The sequence below is a fragment of the Arthrobacter sp. SD76 genome, assembly GCF_049726125.1.
Lineage (GTDB): Bacteria > Actinomycetota > Actinomycetes > Actinomycetales > Micrococcaceae > Arthrobacter > Arthrobacter nitrophenolicus.
Window position 1 is genome coordinate 2,720,307 of sequence record NZ_JBNBLR010000001.1, and the last position, 17,955, is coordinate 2,738,261.

Consider the following 17,955-nt stretch of genomic DNA (forward strand, 5'->3'; position numbering starts at 1 on the left):
TGCCTTCGTTATGTTGCGCTGTTTAAGGGTGCTGCGGGACGGGCCGGCGCCGGTCAGGCGTTGGTGCGCTGCTGCGGCGCGGCGACGTCTGCGAGGATCCGGGTGAGGACCGCCTCGGCCGTGGCGCCGGAGAACTCCGCCTCCGGGTCCATGACGAAGCGGTGGGTCCACACCACCGGGGCCAGTTCCTTGATGTCGTCCGGAAGGACGAAGTTCCTGCCCTGGGATGCGGCCCAGACCTTGGCTGCACGCACCATGGCGAGCGCTCCGCGCACCGAGACGCCCAGCCGGGTTTCGGGCGCGCTGCGGGTTTCCTCGCAGAGCCGGGAGATGTATTCCAGGACGGCCGTGTCCACATGCGCGGTGGCGGCGAGGTCGGCCATGTCGGCGACGGCCTGGGTGGTGATCACTGCCGGCAGTTCCTTGGACCGGTCCTTGACGTTGGACCCGGCCAGCAGCCGCACGGTGGACGCGTGGTCCGGGTAGCCGATGGAGGTTTTGATCAGGAAGCGGTCCAGCTGGGCCTCGGGGAGGCGGTAGGTTCCCGCCTGCTCAATGGGGTTTTGCGTCGCCATCACCATGAACGGCCGCCCGGCCGAGTAGGTGACGCCGTCCACGGTGACCCGGGATTCCTCCATGACCTCCAGGAGCGCGGACTGGGTTTTGGGCGAGGCGCGGTTGATTTCGTCGGCGAGGACGATGTTGTTGAAGATCGGGCCCTTGTGGAACTCGAATTTCTGCGTCTTCTGGTCGTAGATGGTCACGCCGGTGACGTCCGAGGGCAGCAGGTCGGGGGTGAACTGGATGCGGTTGTTCGAGCCCTGCACGGTGGCGGCGAGGGCGCGCGCCAGGGAGGTCTTGCCCGTGCCGGGGGCGTCCTCGAACAGGACGTGTCCCTCGGCGAGCATCGCGGTGAACGTCAGCCTGATGACGTGCTCCTTGCCGAGGACGGCCTGGCCCACGTTGGCAACGAGTTTTTCGAACGTGTCGGCAAACCAGGCGGCCTGCTCGGTGGTCATGGTCATGGGTGGCTCTTCCTCTTCCTGGATTCAAGGTCTTTTGCGGGGCCGGTCCGGCCCCGCTGCTGTGGTGGCGGCGCCGGACTAGCGGTTGGGCATTCCGGCAGGCGGGTTGCAGCCGAGGCTGGAGGTATCGCAGCGGATCCAGTTGCCGGCCGCCATGCCGGAGGTCAGGTGGTACCAGATGCCGCTGGGGTTGTTCGACGTCTTGTACCAGACCTGGTAGCGGTCGGTCGTGGAGGCGGCACCGGCATCAAGCCATTTGCCTTCACCGGTGCACTGGGACGGGTTGCCCGCCACGTAGCTGTCCGTTCCCTTGCGGGGTTCGGTGCAGCTGCGGACAGGGGTGGCCGTGATGTTCCACGAGGTTGGCGGCGGCGGGGTGGGGTCGGCGCCGGACCTGGAGGTCACAGGCCCACCAATGGCACCGTTCACAATGGTCACTGCGCGCACGCGGAGCTGGCGGGCCTGGTCCCAGCCGCCCGCAGAACGGTCGTAGCGGTTCACCTTGCCCACGTTGATCCAGCCGCCACCCTCGTAGCTGACCTCATAGTGGCTCAGCGGACGGCCGTTGGTATTGGGGTCGTTCCAGGTCCAGTGGACCTCGCCGTCGCCCTTGGCTGACGTGCGTCCGTCGATATTGGGGGCGTTCGCCGGTCCGTAGGGGTTGCCGGCGCCAATGGCCTTGGCGTCGCCGGACATGCTGTTCTTGGTGGACGTGGCGATGATGGTGACCGTGATGTCCCTGCCGTTGGTCAGGCCGCCGATGGTTCCTCCCCCGGCATTGATTGGCCCGCTCCTGCCGTCGGCGTTGTAGGAGTAGGTGATTTCGGCCGGGGTTGAACCGTTGCGCTGGGCATCCGTCAGAGGAGTGAAGGTTACTTCCAGCTGTCCGCTGGTACCCGTGGCCTTCACGGTTCCGCTATTAACCTGGCCGGGTTTACCCGCAGCCCGCACAGCCGGCGACGGCGCGCTGGTTCCGCTGGTGCCGGCCTTGTTCGTGGCGGAGACCGTGAAGGTGTAGTTGGTCTCCGAGTTGTCCACCGTGACGTTCTGCATGGTGTCCGCCACCTGCTGGGTGGCCACCACGGCACCGCCGCGGAGCGTGGTCAGGGTGTACGCGGAGACTGCGTCGCCGTTGTTGTTGGGCGCCGTCCAGGAAACCCTCATCTGGCTTTGGCTGCCCACCGGCTGGACCTGCACGGCGGTGGGTGCCGCGGGGGGTGGCCGGCACCCCCGCCGGCACCTCGGCTGCCGAATAGGGGCTCCATTCTGATGGTTCCTTGGCGTCGTTGCGGGCCAGGACCCGGACTTTGTAGGAAACCCCGTTCTGCAGGCCCTTCCAGACGTAGCTCACGGCGGTCAGGTTCTGGACCTGGGCGTTCTGGCCGGCGGGCGGCGGTGAAATCTCCAGGTCATATGATTTGACCGGCGAGCCCTTGCTGGCAGGCGCCGTCCAGTTGATGGACAGCTCCTTGTCGCCGAACTTCAGCTGCGGCGCGAGCGGAGTATCCGGCTTGACGTCCGGGCGGACCTCCGCGGAGGCCGGTGAACGGTCCGACTCGCCAAACTCGTTGGTGGCCGTGACCTGGAAGTGGTACTTCGTGTTGTTGGTCAGGCCGTTGAGCGTGCAGGTGTTGGCGGGGCAGTCCTGCTGGAAGCCGCCCTCGCCGTACACCGTGTACTTGGTGATAGCCGAGCCCCGGTCTGCAGGTGCCGTCCAGGTCAGGAGCGCGGTCTGGTCCCCCACGCTTTGTGCCTGTGGCGTTGCGGGGGCCTGGGGCTTGTCCTTCACCGTGAGCCGGACCCGTGCAGTAGCCTGCCGGGACGTATCCCCGTCTTGTCCGCCACCGTGTAGGAGACCACCATGGTGCCGGTGAAGCCCGGGGCGGGGGTCACCACCACGGAATCACCGTTGACGTCCACGTTGCCGCTGCCGGTTTCGGTGCCGGCGGCGATGATCTTCAGCGGCGTTTCCGGGAACGGGTTGGCGTCGTTCGCCAGCACATTGACCGTGACCGGCTTGCCCGCCGCCGCGTTCGGCTCCAGGTCGTCGTTGGCCACCGGCTTGGGCCGGTTGGAGGCCGTGACCGCGAGCTGGTACGTGGCAGTTGCCTCCAGTCCGCGGGGGTCCCTTGCCTTGACCTGCAGGGCGCCGCTGGTGCCAGTGCCGCTGGAATCGGTTGCGGACACCTTCAATGTCCGGCCCTCGATGCTGGCGTTGAAGCCCGCGGGAGCTCCGCCCACCAGCTCATACTTCATCTTCTCGACGTCGTCCTGGTCAGGATCCGAGGTCAGCTTGCCCAGGTCGGTGCTGGCTGAGTCGCCCTTGGGAACATCCAGGGAAGCGCCCAGGAGCTCCGGCGGGTTGTTGCGGTTGGGGTCAGGCAGCACCTTGGTGCGGATGCTGAGGGTGGACTTCAGGCCCGCCGGGTCGTCCGGTCCGGTGCCGTCCGTGACTTCGAAGGTCAGCGAACCAGGTCCACGTAATCGGTGCCGGCCGTGTACTTCAGTCCGTCGCCGTCGCCGGTCATGGGGTTGCTGCCGTCGGAGCCGATCAGCTTGATCCTGTCGGCCTGGGTCAGGCGGGGTGAGCGGCCCTCACGGACCTTCACCCATTCGTCCAGGTCCACGTCCACGGACTGGCCGGCGATGACCTCCAGGACTTCGTCCTTGGCCAGGGTGGGCACCTGCTGGCCGAGGCCGGGAACCCAGATGACCGCGGTGGACTGCTGTCCGTCCACGTCCTCGACTGTGTAGGGGATAAGCTGCGGCTGCTCGGTGAGGTCCACGATCATGTTGCCGTCGGCACCTGGCCTCGCCGTGGTTGCCTCGGTGCTGATCTTCAGGTTCTCGCCCACGCCGTCGGGGTCTTCGTCGTTTTTGAGGACGGGGACGTCGACGGCGGTCTTCCCCATGGTCTGGGCCGAGGTTACCCGGTCATCGCGGGCGATGGGGGCCTTGAGCGGCACTTCGGGGTCCACCACCACGCGGATGGTTGCCTGGGCGGAGGCGTCCCTGTCGTCGGCGATGGTGTAGCGGACGTTGACCGTGCCGGCCTCGCCCGGGGCCATGAGCAGGATCCGGCCGCTCGCTTTGCTGACGCTGGCCTGCAGGGCCGGGTCCGCCTCCATGCCGTCCGTGAGGATCCGGATCAGGTCGCCGTCGGGGTCGGTGTCGTTGCCGGTGGCGTCGACGGCGATCTGCCGGCCGGGGCGGACGCGCACCTCGTCGTCGACGGGGGTGGGTTTCTGGTTCACCTCGCCGCGGGGTGCGATGCCCACCGTGACCGTTCCGGTGTTGACAGCTCCCTGGCGGTCCACCACCTTGTAGCGGAAGGTGTCGGTTCCGGCGCCGTCACCGGCCGCCGTGAAATCAATGAAGTTGCTGCCCACCGTGGCGGTGCCCATGGCCGGCGTGCTGTCGATGCCCGTGAGCTGGACGGAATCGCCGTCGGGATCGATGCCGTCCAGGGGGACGGGGATGCGCACGGTACCGGATGCCACCACGCGGGCGGTGAGGTTGCGCGGCTGGGGCCGGGTGTTCTCGGCGCCTTCCAGCGGAAGGATGTGGATGGTCACCGCGGCAGCGCTTTTCTGGCCCTGCGGGTCCACGGCGTTGTAGATGGCGCGCACCGTCTTGGGCTGGCTGCCGGCAATGAAGCGCAGGGTATTTTCGGAGACGAAGCTCTTGCCGTCCACGGGATCGACGCCCTGCGGCAGGACCGGGTCAACGGTGAGTTCCTGGCCTTGCGGGTGGGTGTCGTTGTCCAGCACCGGGATGGTCACCACATCGTTGACGCGGACATTGACCTCGTCCGGTTTGGGCTGCGGAGCCTCCACGACGGCCGGGGCCGGGACGGGGACCACGGACACGCTGCCCGTGGCGGACTTCCTGCCGTTGGACATGGTGTATTCGAAGAGGATGGGGTCCTTGGTGCCGAGGATGTCCGTGATCCGCAGGACGCTGTGGTTGATCACGCTGACCGATGCTGTGGAGTTTTCCGGCAGCTTGACGGACTGCAGCACCAGGACGCCGCCGGAGGGGTCGGAGTCGTTGGCGAGCGGGTCCAGCAGGACGCTGCCGCCCGTGGGCATCAGGGCCACGTCGTGGACTGCCACCGGGTTGCCTGCCTCGTCCCCGGATTCCACGTCCACGCGGATCAGCCCCTGGCTGCTTTGCGGCCCGTTGCTGGCGATGTAGGTCAGGTAGACGGGCCCCGGCGTGGTGCTGCGGAAGGTGAGGGTGCCGCCATCGGTGACGGGTCCCAGATCCGCGGGACCGTTTGCCTCGACCTGGGCGAGCCGGAGGGCACCGCCGTTGGGGTCGACGTCGTTCTTCAACGGGGAAACCACCAGGTCCTGGCCGACGACTGCCGTGACGTGGTCTGCGTTGACCACGGGGGCCAGCGCGCCCGGCGGCTGGACGTTGATGATGACCTTGCCGGTCACCGTTGCCCGGCCGTCCCAGATGGTGACCTCCACCGTCTTCTTGCCGGCTGTGGCGCCCGAGTCCTGGAACGTCAGGAGGCCGTCGCGGCGGACTTTGACCTGGTCCTGGTCGTTGTCTGCCCTGGCGTCCAGGAGGACCAGGTCGTCGCCGTCCGGGTCGATCCAGTCCGTGAGGATGTTCTGGCTGACGGTCTTGCCCTGTTCAACCAGCATGGTGGTGTCGTCGCCGCGCTTGAACTGCGGCGGCTTGTTCTCGTCTGCGCCCACCACGTTGAGGGTGACCTGGCCGCCGGCAGAGAGGCCGCGCCCATCGGAGGCGTTGTAGTTGAACGTCTCAGTGCCGGGCCTGGCGTCAGCAGGCACCGAGATCTGGAATGCGGTGCCGCCGTAGATGTTTTCGAGGGTGCCCGCCTGCGGGCCGGAGTCGGACAGGGCCGCGGTAAGCACGTCGCCGTCGGGGTCCGAATCGTTGTCCAGGACGCTGAGGATGGTGGTGCGTCCGGGACGCACGCCGACGGCGTCGGGCTTGGTTTCCGGCGGACGGTTCGGCTTGGTGCGGTCCGGCAGGACGTTGATGGTGTTGTTGTCCGCGGACTCCTGGTCCTGTTCGTCGGACTCGTTCTTGGGCGGGACGACGTCGTCCCAGTTGTTGACCAGCTGCATGTTCTGGTTGACCAGCCACACGTTGCCGGAGTTCACGTCGTTGAGGACCACCAGGTCCCGGTTCACCCGGAACACGTACGACGGCGACGCACTGGCCTTGGGCACGTCCACGTTCTTGTCATCACCGTCGTTGAGGCAGTCGCGCACGTACTTGTTCGCGCCCGACCACGCCGCATGCAAGCACCCGCCCAACTGGACGGGGCAGCCGGCACGCCCTCGCCGTCGAACGTCACCGTCTTCGCGGTGCCGCCGTCCAGCGGCTGCTTCAACAAGGCCTTCTGGGTGGCAACGGCAACAAAATCACTGCCCGGGCCCGTCTGCTGCAGCTTCGCATCCCGTGCGTTGTCCAGCTGCAGCCGCTTACCGCCCGGCAGGAACAGGCTCCCCGCCGCCGCATCCAACAGCACCGGCCGGTCCCCCACCACCGTGATCTGCAGGTCCCCCGCGCCCTTCAGGGCATCCCAGGTCTCGGACTCGGACGACGTGACAGCCCCGTTCGCGTCCACTCCGGTGACCGTCACCGTGCCGGCCTCCGGGTCCGCAGAATAGATCCGGTCATCGGCACCCACCGCGGACACCGTGCCCTCCGAACCCACCAGCACAGGCTCGGACGCTTCCTCATCAAATCCGTTGATCGTGGACGGCGATACCGCCCACACCTTGCCCGACGCCGCATCCGTCACGGAAATGACCTCGGAACCAAAACCACATCCGCAGCCCCCGGCAACTGCTTGTCCCGCCCAGGCGCATGTTCGCCGGCGAGACCTGGTTAAGCGTCGAACCCGTCTCATCATCAACAAACACATCCCCGGCATCCTGGAGAATGTCGAACGTCGTCGACGCCGGCGTCACCGCACCGTCCAAGACCCGCGACGGATAATTCAACCGCCCCACCGCGTTCTTGGACTTCGACACCACCCAGACGCCGCCGTCGTTCAACTCCACCTCGGTGGTCTTGAACCCCGGATAGAGCACGGCACCGGTCACCACGACGGCCACGGCGGCACCAAAAGCGGTACCGTTGACGATCTTCTTGTGGCGCCGTTTGAGCCCAAGTTTCCCCAGCAGACTTGTCACAGCGTAAATTCCCTCAGATTGTTGCGGTGGCCCCAGGCCAGGCACATGGAAAGCCGGTATTGGGCTCTCCGTTCCCGCGCTAGCCTACCCAAGCGCGGGCAGGGCCGCGATGGGGAGCCCTCCCCCACGATTGACCTGCTGCTTCTTTCGCCCGGCTGTCGCAACGCGCCCGGGCACCACCAATATAGCGGTTAAACCAACAAAGTGATAAAAGAATCCGTCCCGGAATCTAGTCCAGGACGAGTCCCTTGCCCAGCCCGCGGGTCAGCCGCACGGGCCTGATCTCGCCAAAGCCGCGGACGTTCTCCGGCGGCTGGGGAACCAGCACGAAACGCTCGTCGTGCTCAAGGGCGGAAGCGGTCATGGAGTCCACGAGCACGGTGCCGGGATCTGCGAGGGTTGTCAGGCGTGCGGCGAGGTTGACGGTGGGCCCGTAGATGTCGCCGAGCCGGGACAGGATCCGGCCCCAGACCATGGCTACCCGGGCCTCGGGAAGGATCTCATCCTCCGTGAAGGCCTGGGCGAGGGCCAGCGAGATTTCTGCGCCGGCGGCAGGTGTTTCGGCGATGTACAGGACTTCGTCCCCCACCGTCTTCACCAGCCGGCCGCCGCCCACGGAGATGATCTCGGCGCACTTGTTCTCAAACCGCTGGACCAGGCGCGCCAGGGTCTTCTCGTTCATCCGGCGGGACAGGCTGGTGTAGGAGACGAGGTCGGCGAAGCCAACGGCACGGGCCAGCGGCAGCGGCGCGTCATCCTCGTCGCCCTCCCGGCCCTCTTCGCTGGCCTGCAGGCCGGCCTCGGCGCGCACGGCGAGCCGCTGGACGCCGGCGTTGAGCTGGCGCCGCCAGGAGTAGACCAGCACTTCCTCAAGCGCGTCCACCAGGGCGGGAAGTTCGTTGACCAGCCGTTTCCGGGCTACGGCGTCAGTGACGCCCTGCTCGTGGACCATGTCCTCCACGAGCGCCTCGATCTGCCACACCACCATCCGGTCCGTCATCTGGCCGATGGCCCGGGTGACGGAAATGGCGGCTTCCTCGGTGAGCTTGCCGGCGCGGACCAGGTCCACGACGGTGGACAGGGCGGCCTGGTCACGTTCGGTGAAGGCGACGTCCTCGTCGCCGAAGTTCGGAAAGCCGAGGGCGCGCCACAGCTTGCGCGCGGACAGCAGGGACAGTCCTGCCCCGGCAGCCACTTCACGGCGGCGGAGCTTGCGTTCCCCGCCCAGCAGCCGGGCTTCGAGCGCCTTCATGGCCAGTCGCTCCGCGGACATGGTGCCGGTGGCCGGGTTCGGGTCCGTGGCGGGCGGCAGCGTTATGGGTTCGACGCGTTCCTGCTGGTCCTCATCGGTCATCCCGTCCACCTTCTCTCATGTCCCACGGCAAAGCTTCGGCGGGGTAGTGCGTTGCGCCGCCCGGCTGGGCATCACCTTCGTCCGGCAATTCCCCGATGGCATCGAGGATGAATTCCCTGAACCGGGCAACCTCCGGCACGTCCTGAATATGACCACGCCCTGGTACCCGGTTTCCAAGGATATATTCCCGGAGCGCAGGAGGCGTTGCAGCACCGTTTCGTGGACGGTCAGGTTGCGGATCCAGGCCAGGTCCACCTGCTGGTCGCGCCGTTTGATCCGGCCGTACCTTGCCACCATCCTGCGGCTGGTCAGGGTGTAGCGCGTGCCGTGCCAGCGCAGCAGGCGGGGCAGGCAATAGCCCAGCCACACCCAGGCCACGGCACCGGCGCAGGCAGCCACGAGCCAGGGAGTCCACTGGGGAGTGAGGAACGGCACATAACGGCGGGCCTCGCCCCGGATAATCCAGGCGGAGGCAAACGCGGCAAGCGCTGGTGACACAACGAAGGCGAGCGCGGCTCCTGCCAGCTTCCTCGGCTGCGGGCGTGTGGTGACGATCACCTGCTCGCCCGGTGCGAGGTCTTTACGCATAGCCGCCTTGGCCGGCGTCGCCAGGGGACGTCCAGGGGCGCAGGTGCACCACGTCCCCGGCGGTCACCACGTGCTCCCGGGAGTCCTTGTCCACCACCAGCAGCGAGCCGTAGTCGTCCAGCCGCGAGGCATGCCCGATGATTTCGTGGTCTCCGGGCAGCTGCGCCCTGACCTGCTTGCCCAGGGTGGCCATCACGGCTTCCACGCGCTTGTGCAGGGACGGCCCGCCGGCCATTCCCGCCGCCGGATCGCCGTCGGCATTGCAGAAACTGCGGTACAGCACAGCGAAATGCGACAGGTAGCTTTTCAGGAGCAGGGTCCGGTCCGTGGTGCGGGCACCCTCCAGGGCAACGGAGGTGGCAGTGGGAACCGGCAGCTCGCCCTCGCGCAGTGTGACGTTCAGGCCCGTACCGAGGATGACCGGCGGCACCGACCCGTCCCCCATGGGACCAAGCTGGGCCAGGATGCCCGCGATCTTGCGGCCCCGGACCAGGACGTCGTTGGGCCACTTGAGTTCGGCGGGAAGGCCGGCGGTTTCCAGCAGGGTCTCCCGCAGGGCAAGCGCGGCGATGAGCGAGAGCCAGGAATAGCTGTGCGTGGGAAGCGGCCTGCCGTCGGCATTGACGGGCCGCAGGACCACCGACGCGGAGATGGAACTCAGCGGCGGCGCCTCCCAATGCCTGTCCAGGCGTCCCCTGGCCGCTGTCTGGTATTCCGCTGTCAGGACCGACATGTCCGGCCAGGCCTGGGGTTCCACGGTGACTGCCCGGAGGAGGTCCGCGTTGGTGGAACCCGTGGAGTCAACCACCTCCATCCGGGGAATCCCGGTGGCGGACAGGAAGCGCTGGTCATCCAGGTCCCAGCGGTTGAGGGGGGTGCCCGGGTTATGCGCGTCATCCATGCCTAAATCCTAGCGAGCCAAACGCGCCCGGGAGCAGCGCGGTGCAAACCGTCCGCGGCACGCGCCACGTCCACTGGACCAGCCCGGCGGCTAGAGGAAGATATCCGGAACCAGCTGGTCCTCGGGCGCGCCGAGGCTGTAGGGGCTGAAATCGCTGACCCCCGCGGCCGCCAGGACCTCCTCATCCGTGTAGAAGTTGCCGCTCGGCGAGCCACCGGTGACCAGGTTGCCGCCGGTGAGGACGGCGTGGGCGGCGTCCGCCATGATGGCCGGTCCCCGGGCTGCCTGGACCATCACGTCGCCGTGGGGCATGTTCCGGATGGCGGCTGTGTCTATGAGTGTGCAGGGCCAGAGCGAATTCACCCGGATCCCGTCGCCCTTCAGCTCTTCGGCAAGCCCCAGGGTGGTAAGGCTCATGCCGTACTTGGCCATGGTGTAGGCCAGGTGTTTACCTGCCCAGGAAGGGTTCATGTTCAGGGGCGGCGAAAGGGTGAGGATCTGGCCCTGCCCAGACGCACGCAGCGCCGGCAGCGCCAGCTTGGAGAGCAGGAACGTGCCGCGGACGTTGATGTCCTGCATGAGGTCGTACTTTTTCATGTCCACGTCATCAGTCCGCGAAAGGTCGATGGCGGAGGCGTTGTTGATGACGACGTCGATGCCGCCAAACCGTTCGACGGCGGCCGCAACCGCACGGGCAACATCCTCGTCGCGGCGCACGTCCCCCACTAGGGGCAGGGCCTGACCGCCTGCCTCCTCCAGCTCCCGGGCAGCCGTGTGGACCGTGCCGGCGAGCTTGGGGTGCGGTTCCCCGGTCTTCGCCATCAGGACTATATCGGCGCCGTCCCGGGCGGCGCGGACGGCGATGGCGAGGCCAATGCCGCGGCTTCCGCCGGAGATGAGGACCGTCTGTCCGTGAAGCGAACCCGAAGCGCGATAGGGGCTTGAGATGGCATGCGCAGCGTCATTGCTCGAAGTCATCTGCCTACTGTAACCCAGTCAAGTTACCGGTGAGTAACATAGTGGTGCGGCTGGAGGCACGGCAGAAAATTGTAGGTTCCCTACAGCTTCGGGCGCACAAAGCGTCACTAGACTTGCCTGCAGGGTTCGTCCTTTGTGTGGAAGCGACTTAAGCTCCGCCCCGGCGCAGCCCGCCAGAGACCAGAGCGCCACGAAACAAAATCTGCAACAGAGCCGGAGATACCTGATGAGCCACGATCTGACCACGACAGCGGGAAAGATAGCCGATTTCCGCGACCGCCAGGCCCGTGCCGAACAGCCCTCCGGCCCCGAAGCCATCGAGAAGCAACACGCACGCGGCAAGAACACGGCCCGCGAACGCATCGGCCTCCTGCTGGACGAGGACTCGTTCGTGGAGTTCGACGCGCTGGCCGTGCACCGCTCCACGGCCTTCGGCATGGAGAAGAAGAAGCCCCTGGGCGACGGCCTGGTGTCGGGCTACGGCACCGTGGACGGCCGCCTCGTGGCCGTCTACAGCCAGGATTTCTCCGTCTACGGCGGCTCCCTGAGCCAGGTCAACGGCGAAAAGATCGTCAAGGTGCAGGAGTTCGCCCTGCGGAACGGCTGCCCCGTGGTGGGCATCCTGGACGGCGGCGGCGCCGCATCCAGGAAGGCGTCGCCTCGCTGGCCATGTTCGCGGATATCTTCCGCAACAACGTCCACGCCTCGGGCGTTGTCCCGCAGATCTCGATGATCATGGGGCCCTCCGCCGGCGGCGCGGCCTACTCCCCCGCCCTCACGGACTACGTGGTGATGGTGGACAAGACCTCGCACATGTTCATCACCGGCCCCGACGTCATCAAGACGGTCACGGGCGAAGACGTGGACATGGAGACCCTGGGCGGCGCCCGCCAGCACAACGCCACCACCGGCACCTCCACCTACCTGGCCTCGGACGAAAGCGATGCGATCGAGTTCGTCCGTGAGCTGCTGGACTTCCTGCCCTCCAACAACCTCTCCGAGGCCCCGGTGGCGGACCACCAGCAGGAGCTGGAGATCGACGACGACGACCTCGCCCTGGACACGCTGGTCCCGGACTCCGCCAACCAGCCCTACGACATGCGCACCGTGATCGAACAGATCGTGGACGACGGCCACTTCCTGGAAATGCAGGCACTCTACGCACCGAACGTCATGATCGGCTACGGCCGGGTTGAAGGCCACACGGTGGGCATCGTTGCCAACCAGCCGCTGCAGTTCGCCGGAACGCTGGACATCGCGGCCTCGGAGAAAGCGGCCCGCTTTGTCCGCCACTGCGACGCCTTCAACATCCCGATCATCACCCTCGTGGACGTCCCGGGCTTCCTCCCCGGCAAGGACCAGGAATTCCAGGGCATCATCCGGCGCGGCGCCAAGCTGCTCTACGCCTACGCCGAGGCCACCGTTCCCAAGCTCACCGTCATCACCCGCAAGGCCTACGGCGGCGCCTACATCGTGATGGGCTCCAAGAAGCTCGGCGCCGACCTGAACCTTGCCTGGCCCACCGCCCAGATCGGCGTGATGGGCGCCCAGGGCGCCGTCAACATCCTTTACCGCCGCGACCTCGCCGCGGTCGCGGAGGCGGGCGGCGACGTGGAGGCGCGCCGGGCCGAGGTCATCCGGCAGTACGAGGAGGAACTCCTCAACCCGTACCAGGCGGCCGAGCTCGGCTACGTCGACGCCGTCATCGCACCCTCCGATACGCGGGTGCAGATTATCAAGGGGCTCCGCGCGCTGCGTGACAAACGCGCCAGCCTCCCCGCCAAGAAGCACGGAAACATCCCGCTGTGAACAGCGAGAACCCGGTGGTTGAGCCTGTCGAAACCCCTGAACCGCCCGCCGCGCCCCTGTTTTCGGTGGTCAAGGGCCAGCCGGACGCCGAGGAACTGGCGGCGCTGACCGCCGTCGTCCTCGCTCTCGGGGGATCGGCACCTGCTCCGGCGCGCACGCCCTCGGTCCGGCACTGGGTGCGGCGGCAGCAGCTGCGGCTCGCTCCGACGCCGGGGCCCGGCGCCTGGAAACGCAGCCGGGGCTGACCGGCACGCGGCACTGCCAACCCGGTGCTTTGCTAAGCCCCGGACCCCCGTTAGTCTCGGGAGGTGACTACCGAGACCGCTCCTGCCGCCCGTCCGCAGACCCGCATTGATGCCGTGGCGGATGCCTACACCGACACGCTCGTCAGCCTGAACCCGTCGCTGGCCACCACCCTGGGCGTACCGGGGCATGAGACGGAATTCAGGACTTCTCGCCCGCAGGGATCGCGGGATTCGCGGAGGCAGCCCGGAAGGCCCTGTCCGACCTGGAAGGCCTGGAGCCCCAGGATGAGGTGGACACCGTTACGCTGGACGCGATGCAGGAGCGGCTCGGCCTGCAGCTGCTGATCCACGCGTCCGGCTGGGACTACGCCGACCTTAACAACATCGCCTCGCCCGCCCAGGACATCCGGTCCATTTTCGACCTGATGCCCACGGCGACGGAACAGGACTGGGCGAACATTGCCGGCCGCGCGCACAACGTGCCCGGCGCCATCGAGGGCTACATCGAATCCCTGCGCTCCGCCCGCGACGCCGGCCGGGTCGCCGCCGCCCGCCAGATCAAGATCGTCATCGACCAGGCCACCAGGTACGCAGCCGCCGACGGCTTCTTCGCCAAGCTTGCCGCCCGCGCCTCCACGGCAGCCGGCCCGCTCGGAGCGGAAGTGCAGCAAAAGCTCGACGCCGGGTCGGCGGCCGCCCGCGGCGCCTACATCCGGCTCGCCGAATTCCTCCGCGATGAACTGCTTCCTGCCGCCCCGGAAAAAGACGCCGTGGGCCGGGCCCGCTACGCCCTCGCCTCCAGGGCCTTCCTCGGCGCCGTCGTGGACCTGGACGAAACGTATGCCTGGGGTGTGCAGGAACTGGACCGCATCATCGCCGAGCAGGAAGAAGTGGCCGCCGCCATCAAGCCGGGTGCGGGCATTGCCGAGGCGAAGGAGATCCTCAACAGCGACCCTGCCCGCCGGCTCAAAGGCACTGAGGCGCTGCGGGAATGGATGCAGGAGCTCTCGGACAAGGCGGTAGCCGAACTCGCCGGCGTGCACTTCGACATTCCGGACGTCATGAAGAAGCTGGAGTGCCTGATCGCGCCCACGGACGAGGGCGGCATCTACTACACCGGCCCTTCCGATGACTTCAGCAGGCCCGGCCGGATGTGGTGGTCGGTGCCGGCCGGCGAGGACTCCTTCACCACCTGGGCTGAAACCACCACCGTCTACCACGAGGGCGTTCCGGGCCACCACCTCCAGGTCGCCACTGCCACCTACCGGCGTGAACTGCTGAACAAATGGCGGCGCAACATCTGCTGGACATCCGGCCATGGCGAAGGGTGGGCACTCTACGCGGAACGGCTGATGCAGGAACTGGGCTACCTCAACGATCCCGGCGACCACATGGGGATGCTGGACATGCAGCGGATGCGCGCGGCACGCGTGGTGTTCGACATCGGCGTCCACCTGGAACTGGCCATGCCGGCACGCTGGGGGTCGGGGACCTGGACACCGGAGAAGGGGTACGACTTCCTGAAGCAGAACCTGGCCATCAGCGAGGGACAACTCGACTTCGAGTTCGCCCGGTACCTTGGCTGGCCGGGCCAGGCCCCCTCCTACAAGGTGGGGCAGCGGCTCTGGGAGCAGATCCGCGCCGAGCTGGAGGCCCGCCCGGGATTCAACCTTAAGGACTTCCACACCCGTGCCCTGAATGTCGGTTCCGTGGGACTGGACACCCTGAGGCGCGCCCTGCTCACCGGTGATTGAGCTTGTCGGAATCCGGTGCTGGAGGAGATATATGCCACATCCCGGCCGGGAATAAGTAACAATACGCCTCTAAACCCCTGATTTTGCGCGGAAGATGAGACACGCAAGCAAAAGATGGCGCGTAATATTTCTCAACATGCTTTCGACGTGGTATTTGCGGTGGACCTAGCGTATTCGGGTGAGCACATCGACCCGCCCCTCAGATACCGCAGGAAAGACCGGCTTCCAGCTCCCCAAGTGGGCTGGTTCATTCGGCTTCCAGATCATCGCCGCCCTCATCGTCGGCCTCGGACTCGGCCTGCTGGCCAAGTACACCGGCAGCACCAAGGCCGCTCCCAACGGCCTGGGCGCCACGCTGCAGACCATTGGCTCAAGCTATGTCTCCCTGCTGCAGACCGCCGTCGTTCCACTGATCTTCACCGCAGTCGTCAGCTCCATCTCCAACCTGCGCCAGGTGTCCAACGCCGCGAAGCTCGCGTGGAACACCCTGCTCTGGTTCGCCATCACCTCGCTGATTGCCGTGCTGATCGGCATCGGCCTGGGCGTGCTCCTGCAGCCGGGCGCCAACACCGGGATCACCGAGGAGGCGAAGTACTCCGGCAAGTCGGGTGACTGGTGGTCCTTCCTCATCGGGCTGTTCCCCAAGAACTTCCTGGGCCTGGGGGCCACCTCCACGGTGGCTGAATCCGGCGCCGTCACCACGTCCGTCAGCTTCAACGTCCTGCAGATCCTGGTGATCGCGATCGCCGTCGGCGTGGCCGCGCTCAAGGTGGGCAAGGCGGCAGAACCCTTCCTGGCCCTGAACGCCTCCGCCCTGGCCGTGATCCAGAAGGTGCTGTGGTGGATCATCCGCATCGCTCCCCTTGGCACCGTCGGGCTCATCGGCAACGCCGTCGCCGTCTACGGCTGGGACACCATCGGCTCGCTGGGCAAATTCACGGCCGCCATCTACCTTGGCCTGGCCCTGGTGCTCTTCGTGGTGTACCCCGTCCTGGTCCGCACCCACGGGCTCTCCATCAAGCAGTATTTCTCGGGTGTCTGGCCGGCAGTCCAGCTCGCCTTCGTGTCCCGTTCCTCCGTAGGGACCCTGCCGCTCACGCAGCGGGTCACCGAGCGCAGCCTGGGCGTCCCCCGCGGCTACGCCTCCTTCGCCGTGCCGCTGGGCGCCACCACCAAGATGGACGGCTGCGCCGCCATTTACCCGGCCATCGCCGCCATCTTCGTGGCACAGTTCTTTGGCATCCAGCTCGACTTCAGCCAGTACCTGCTGATCGCCCTGGTTTCCGTCCTGGGCTCGGCGGCCACTGCCGGAACCACCGGCGCCGTGGTGATGCTGACGCTGACCCTTTCCACGCTGGGACTGCCGCTCGCCGGCGTCGGCCTCCTGCTGGCCATCGACCCCATCCTGGACATGGGCCGCACCGCGGTGAACGTTGCAGGCCAGGCGCTGGTCCCCACCATCGTGGCCAAGCGCCAGGGCATCCTGGACGAGGCGCTGTACAACGCGCCGCGCAACGGCACCCCGTTCGTGGATGACAGCGACGCCGCCGCTCCGTCCGCCGGCACCCCGTCTGACGGAACCAGCACGGACACCGCTCCGCGCGAGCTGCAGGATGCCAAGGCCTAAGCGCCGGGTGTGATCAAAGGAAGTCCCCGGGAAGAAGAATCCCGGGGACTTCCTTTTTGCTATGCCGTTCCCGTCATGCCCTGCCGGGCTCCCGGTCAGTGCCTGCCGCCGCCGATCACACCGCTTTCCACGGCTTTGGTGACGGCGTCGGCTTCGGCCTGGGTCAGCTTGCCGTCCGCCACGGCCTGGTCCAGCCGCGACTTCAGCGCCGCGGCCCTCTCCGCCTGCTTCTCGCTGCGCAGCTCCTCCAGCGCGGCGGTCACCTTGGACTCTTCGATGCCCAGTGCTTCCGCCAGGGATGTGGCCAGGGCCGCGTCCCGGGCGGCAGCGTCAGGCTTCTCCCCGTCCGCCGGCGGCGTGGAAGGCTTGTTGGCTTCGCGGAAGGCCTGAAGCGCCTCCGTCACCCTGGCCTCCTCCACGCCAAGCTTCTCGGCCAGGGCGGAAGCCTGCGCGACGCCGCGCTCACCGCCCCGGCCGCCGTGCTTGCCCATGCCGCCGCCGGTGCTGCCGTCCGGAGTGGCGCTGGAACTCACGCTGGGGCTGGGCGCGGGCGTGGTTGTTGCGGAGGCCATGCCGGCCACTCCGATGCCGGCGCCAAGAGCCAGCGCCGTGGCTGACAAGCCTAGGGTCATTTTCTTCGTGCGTGACATTTCTTGTCTCCTGGATCCGCCGTCGTGGGACGGCTGCTGTGTTCGCCTCATTCAGGCATACCAAGCATCGGAAAGCAGGTTCTGTGCAGGCTGTCGGCAACCTTTCATTCAGCTGTGAAAGTAAGTTGCCCGGAGTGCAAACTTGCACGTAGTGTAAGAACATGTCTGCTGCCATTCCGATAACCGCTGATCCGGGCGCACCTCCGTCCCGGCGGGAGCTTAACAAGGCCGCCACGCGCCAGGCGATCACCGACGCCGCGCTTGGCCTCCTGCGCGCCAACGGCCCGGGCAATTTCACCGCCGAAGACATCGCCGAGGCCGCCGGAATCTCGCGACGCACGTTCTTCAACTACTTCAGCAGCACGGACGCCGCCCTCGCCGCCATCACGCACGCCTTCCTGGACAACGCCATCCAGCAGCTGAGGCTGCGGCCCGCGGACGAACCTGTCCTGGATTCAGCCCAGGCGGCCCTGATGGCCCTCGCGGATCCGAAGGCCATCGCACCCCTTGCCGAGCTGTTCACGCTGACCCAGCAGAGCCCACTCATGTCGCACACCGAGCTTGAGGCCTGGGACCACTGCAGGGCGCAGGTCTTCGCCATCACCCGCGAGCGGGTGGGTGGCCGGCGCGGCGGGCAGGATGACCTGTACATCCACGCTCTTGCGGGCTCCGTCATCTCCTGCGGCAAGGCCGCTTTGGAGGTCTGGTTCAGCCGCCGCGGCCCGGACCTCTCCCCCGCGTCCCTCGCCGAGCTGCGCCAGCTGCTCATCGACGCCATGGCCCTGCTGGGCGCCGGCTTCAACGCTTCCCCGTCAGACTCCCGTTCCTCCTGATCAGAT

The 17,955-nt window shown here is 67.1% G+C and carries 8 protein-coding genes and 4 pseudogenes; 5 read left to right on the forward strand and 7 right to left on the reverse strand.

From position 1 onward, the window contains the following. Window positions 1–53: 53 nt before the first annotated feature. The 6 genes and pseudogenes from ACPEE0_RS13260 to ACPEE0_RS13285 form a co-directional block, all read right to left on the reverse strand. Window positions 54–1,025 (reverse strand): AAA family ATPase, encoded by a 972-nt coding sequence (locus tag ACPEE0_RS13260; protein WP_009356297.1) that lies wholly within the window; start codon window positions 1,023–1,025, stop codon window positions 54–56. A gap of 78 nt (window positions 1,026–1,103) precedes the next feature. Continuing rightward, window positions 1,104–7,210 (reverse strand): annotated as a pseudogene (locus ACPEE0_RS13265) (Ig-like domain-containing protein). A gap of 229 nt (window positions 7,211–7,439) precedes the next feature. Then, complete coding sequence (locus ACPEE0_RS13270; protein ID WP_133350094.1) at window positions 7,440–8,564, reverse strand: adenylate/guanylate cyclase domain-containing protein; 1,125 nt, start codon at window positions 8,562–8,564, stop codon at window positions 7,440–7,442. Beyond that, window positions 8,554–9,152 (reverse strand): annotated as a pseudogene (locus ACPEE0_RS13275) (PH domain-containing protein). The gene ACPEE0_RS13270 and the pseudogene ACPEE0_RS13275 overlap by 11 nt, the downstream one beginning before the upstream one ends. Next, window positions 9,145–10,053 carry a biotin--[acetyl-CoA-carboxylase] ligase gene (locus ACPEE0_RS13280; RefSeq protein WP_424574625.1) on the reverse strand — a complete coding sequence of 303 codons (909 nt, stop codon included), beginning with the start codon at window positions 10,051–10,053 and terminating at the stop codon, window positions 9,145–9,147. The pseudogene ACPEE0_RS13275 and the gene ACPEE0_RS13280 overlap by 8 nt, the downstream one beginning before the upstream one ends. 90 nt (window positions 10,054–10,143) lie before the next feature. Beyond that, window positions 10,144–11,031, reverse strand: coding sequence for an SDR family oxidoreductase (locus ACPEE0_RS13285; protein ID WP_424574626.1), 888 nt, complete (start codon window positions 11,029–11,031; stop codon window positions 10,144–10,146). Between the two features lie 226 nt (window positions 11,032–11,257). Here ACPEE0_RS13285 and ACPEE0_RS13290 point away from each other — a divergent pair. The 4 genes and pseudogenes from ACPEE0_RS13290 (at window position 11,258) to ACPEE0_RS13305 (ending at window position 16,466) form a co-directional block, all read left to right on the forward strand. Further along, window positions 11,258–12,840 (forward strand): annotated as a pseudogene (locus ACPEE0_RS13290) (acyl-CoA carboxylase subunit beta). Next, window positions 12,837–13,085, forward strand: a complete 249-nt coding sequence (locus ACPEE0_RS13295; protein WP_424574627.1) for an acyl-CoA carboxylase subunit epsilon — start codon at window positions 12,837–12,839, stop codon at window positions 13,083–13,085. Before ACPEE0_RS13290 ends, ACPEE0_RS13295 begins: the two are co-directional and overlap by 4 nt. Before the next feature lie 63 nt (window positions 13,086–13,148). After that, a pseudogene (locus ACPEE0_RS13300) lies at window positions 13,149–14,839 on the forward strand (DUF885 domain-containing protein). Between the two features lie 178 nt (window positions 14,840–15,017). Further along, entirely contained in the window at window positions 15,018–16,466 is a 1,449-nt protein-coding gene (locus ACPEE0_RS13305) for a dicarboxylate/amino acid:cation symporter (protein ID WP_354175479.1), read from the forward strand. 95 nt (window positions 16,467–16,561) lie between these two features. Here the strand turns inward: ACPEE0_RS13305 and ACPEE0_RS13310 are convergent, their stop codons facing one another. Continuing rightward, the gene (locus ACPEE0_RS13310; RefSeq protein ID WP_035751576.1) at window positions 16,562–17,116 is read right to left on the reverse strand and encodes a hypothetical protein; all 555 of its coding nucleotides are present in this window, start codon (window positions 17,114–17,116) and stop codon (window positions 16,562–16,564) included. Window positions 17,117–17,277: 161 nt separating this feature from the next. Between ACPEE0_RS13310 and ACPEE0_RS13315 the strand changes: the two genes are divergently transcribed. Continuing rightward, on the forward strand, window positions 17,278–17,949 hold the full coding sequence (locus ACPEE0_RS13315) for a TetR/AcrR family transcriptional regulator (RefSeq protein WP_354175477.1): 672 nt from the start codon (window positions 17,278–17,280) through the stop codon (window positions 17,947–17,949). The last annotated feature ends 6 nt before the right edge of the window (window positions 17,950–17,955 follow it).

What these genes read in the sequence shown, in the direction of transcription:
- ACPEE0_RS13260 (WP_009356297.1), bottom strand. Translation starts at nt 1,025, where the DNA reads ATGACCATGACCACCGAGCAGGCCGCCTGGTTTGCCGACACGTTCGAA.
- ACPEE0_RS13310 (WP_035751576.1), bottom strand. Translation starts at nt 17,116, where the DNA reads ATGTCACGCACGAAGAAAATGACCCTAGGCTTGTCAGCCACGGCGCTG.
- ACPEE0_RS13270 (WP_133350094.1), bottom strand. Translation starts at nt 8,564, where the DNA reads ATGACCGATGAGGACCAGCAGGAACGCGTCGAACCCATAACGCTGCCG.
- ACPEE0_RS13285 (WP_424574626.1), bottom strand. Translation starts at nt 11,031, where the DNA reads ATGACTTCGAGCAATGACGCTGCGCATGCCATCTCAAGCCCCTATCGC.
- ACPEE0_RS13280 (WP_424574625.1), bottom strand. Translation starts at nt 10,053, where the DNA reads ATGGATGACGCGCATAACCCGGGCACCCCCCTCAACCGCTGGGACCTG.
- ACPEE0_RS13315 (WP_354175477.1), top strand. Translation starts at nt 17,278, where the DNA reads ATGTCTGCTGCCATTCCGATAACCGCTGATCCGGGCGCACCTCCGTCC.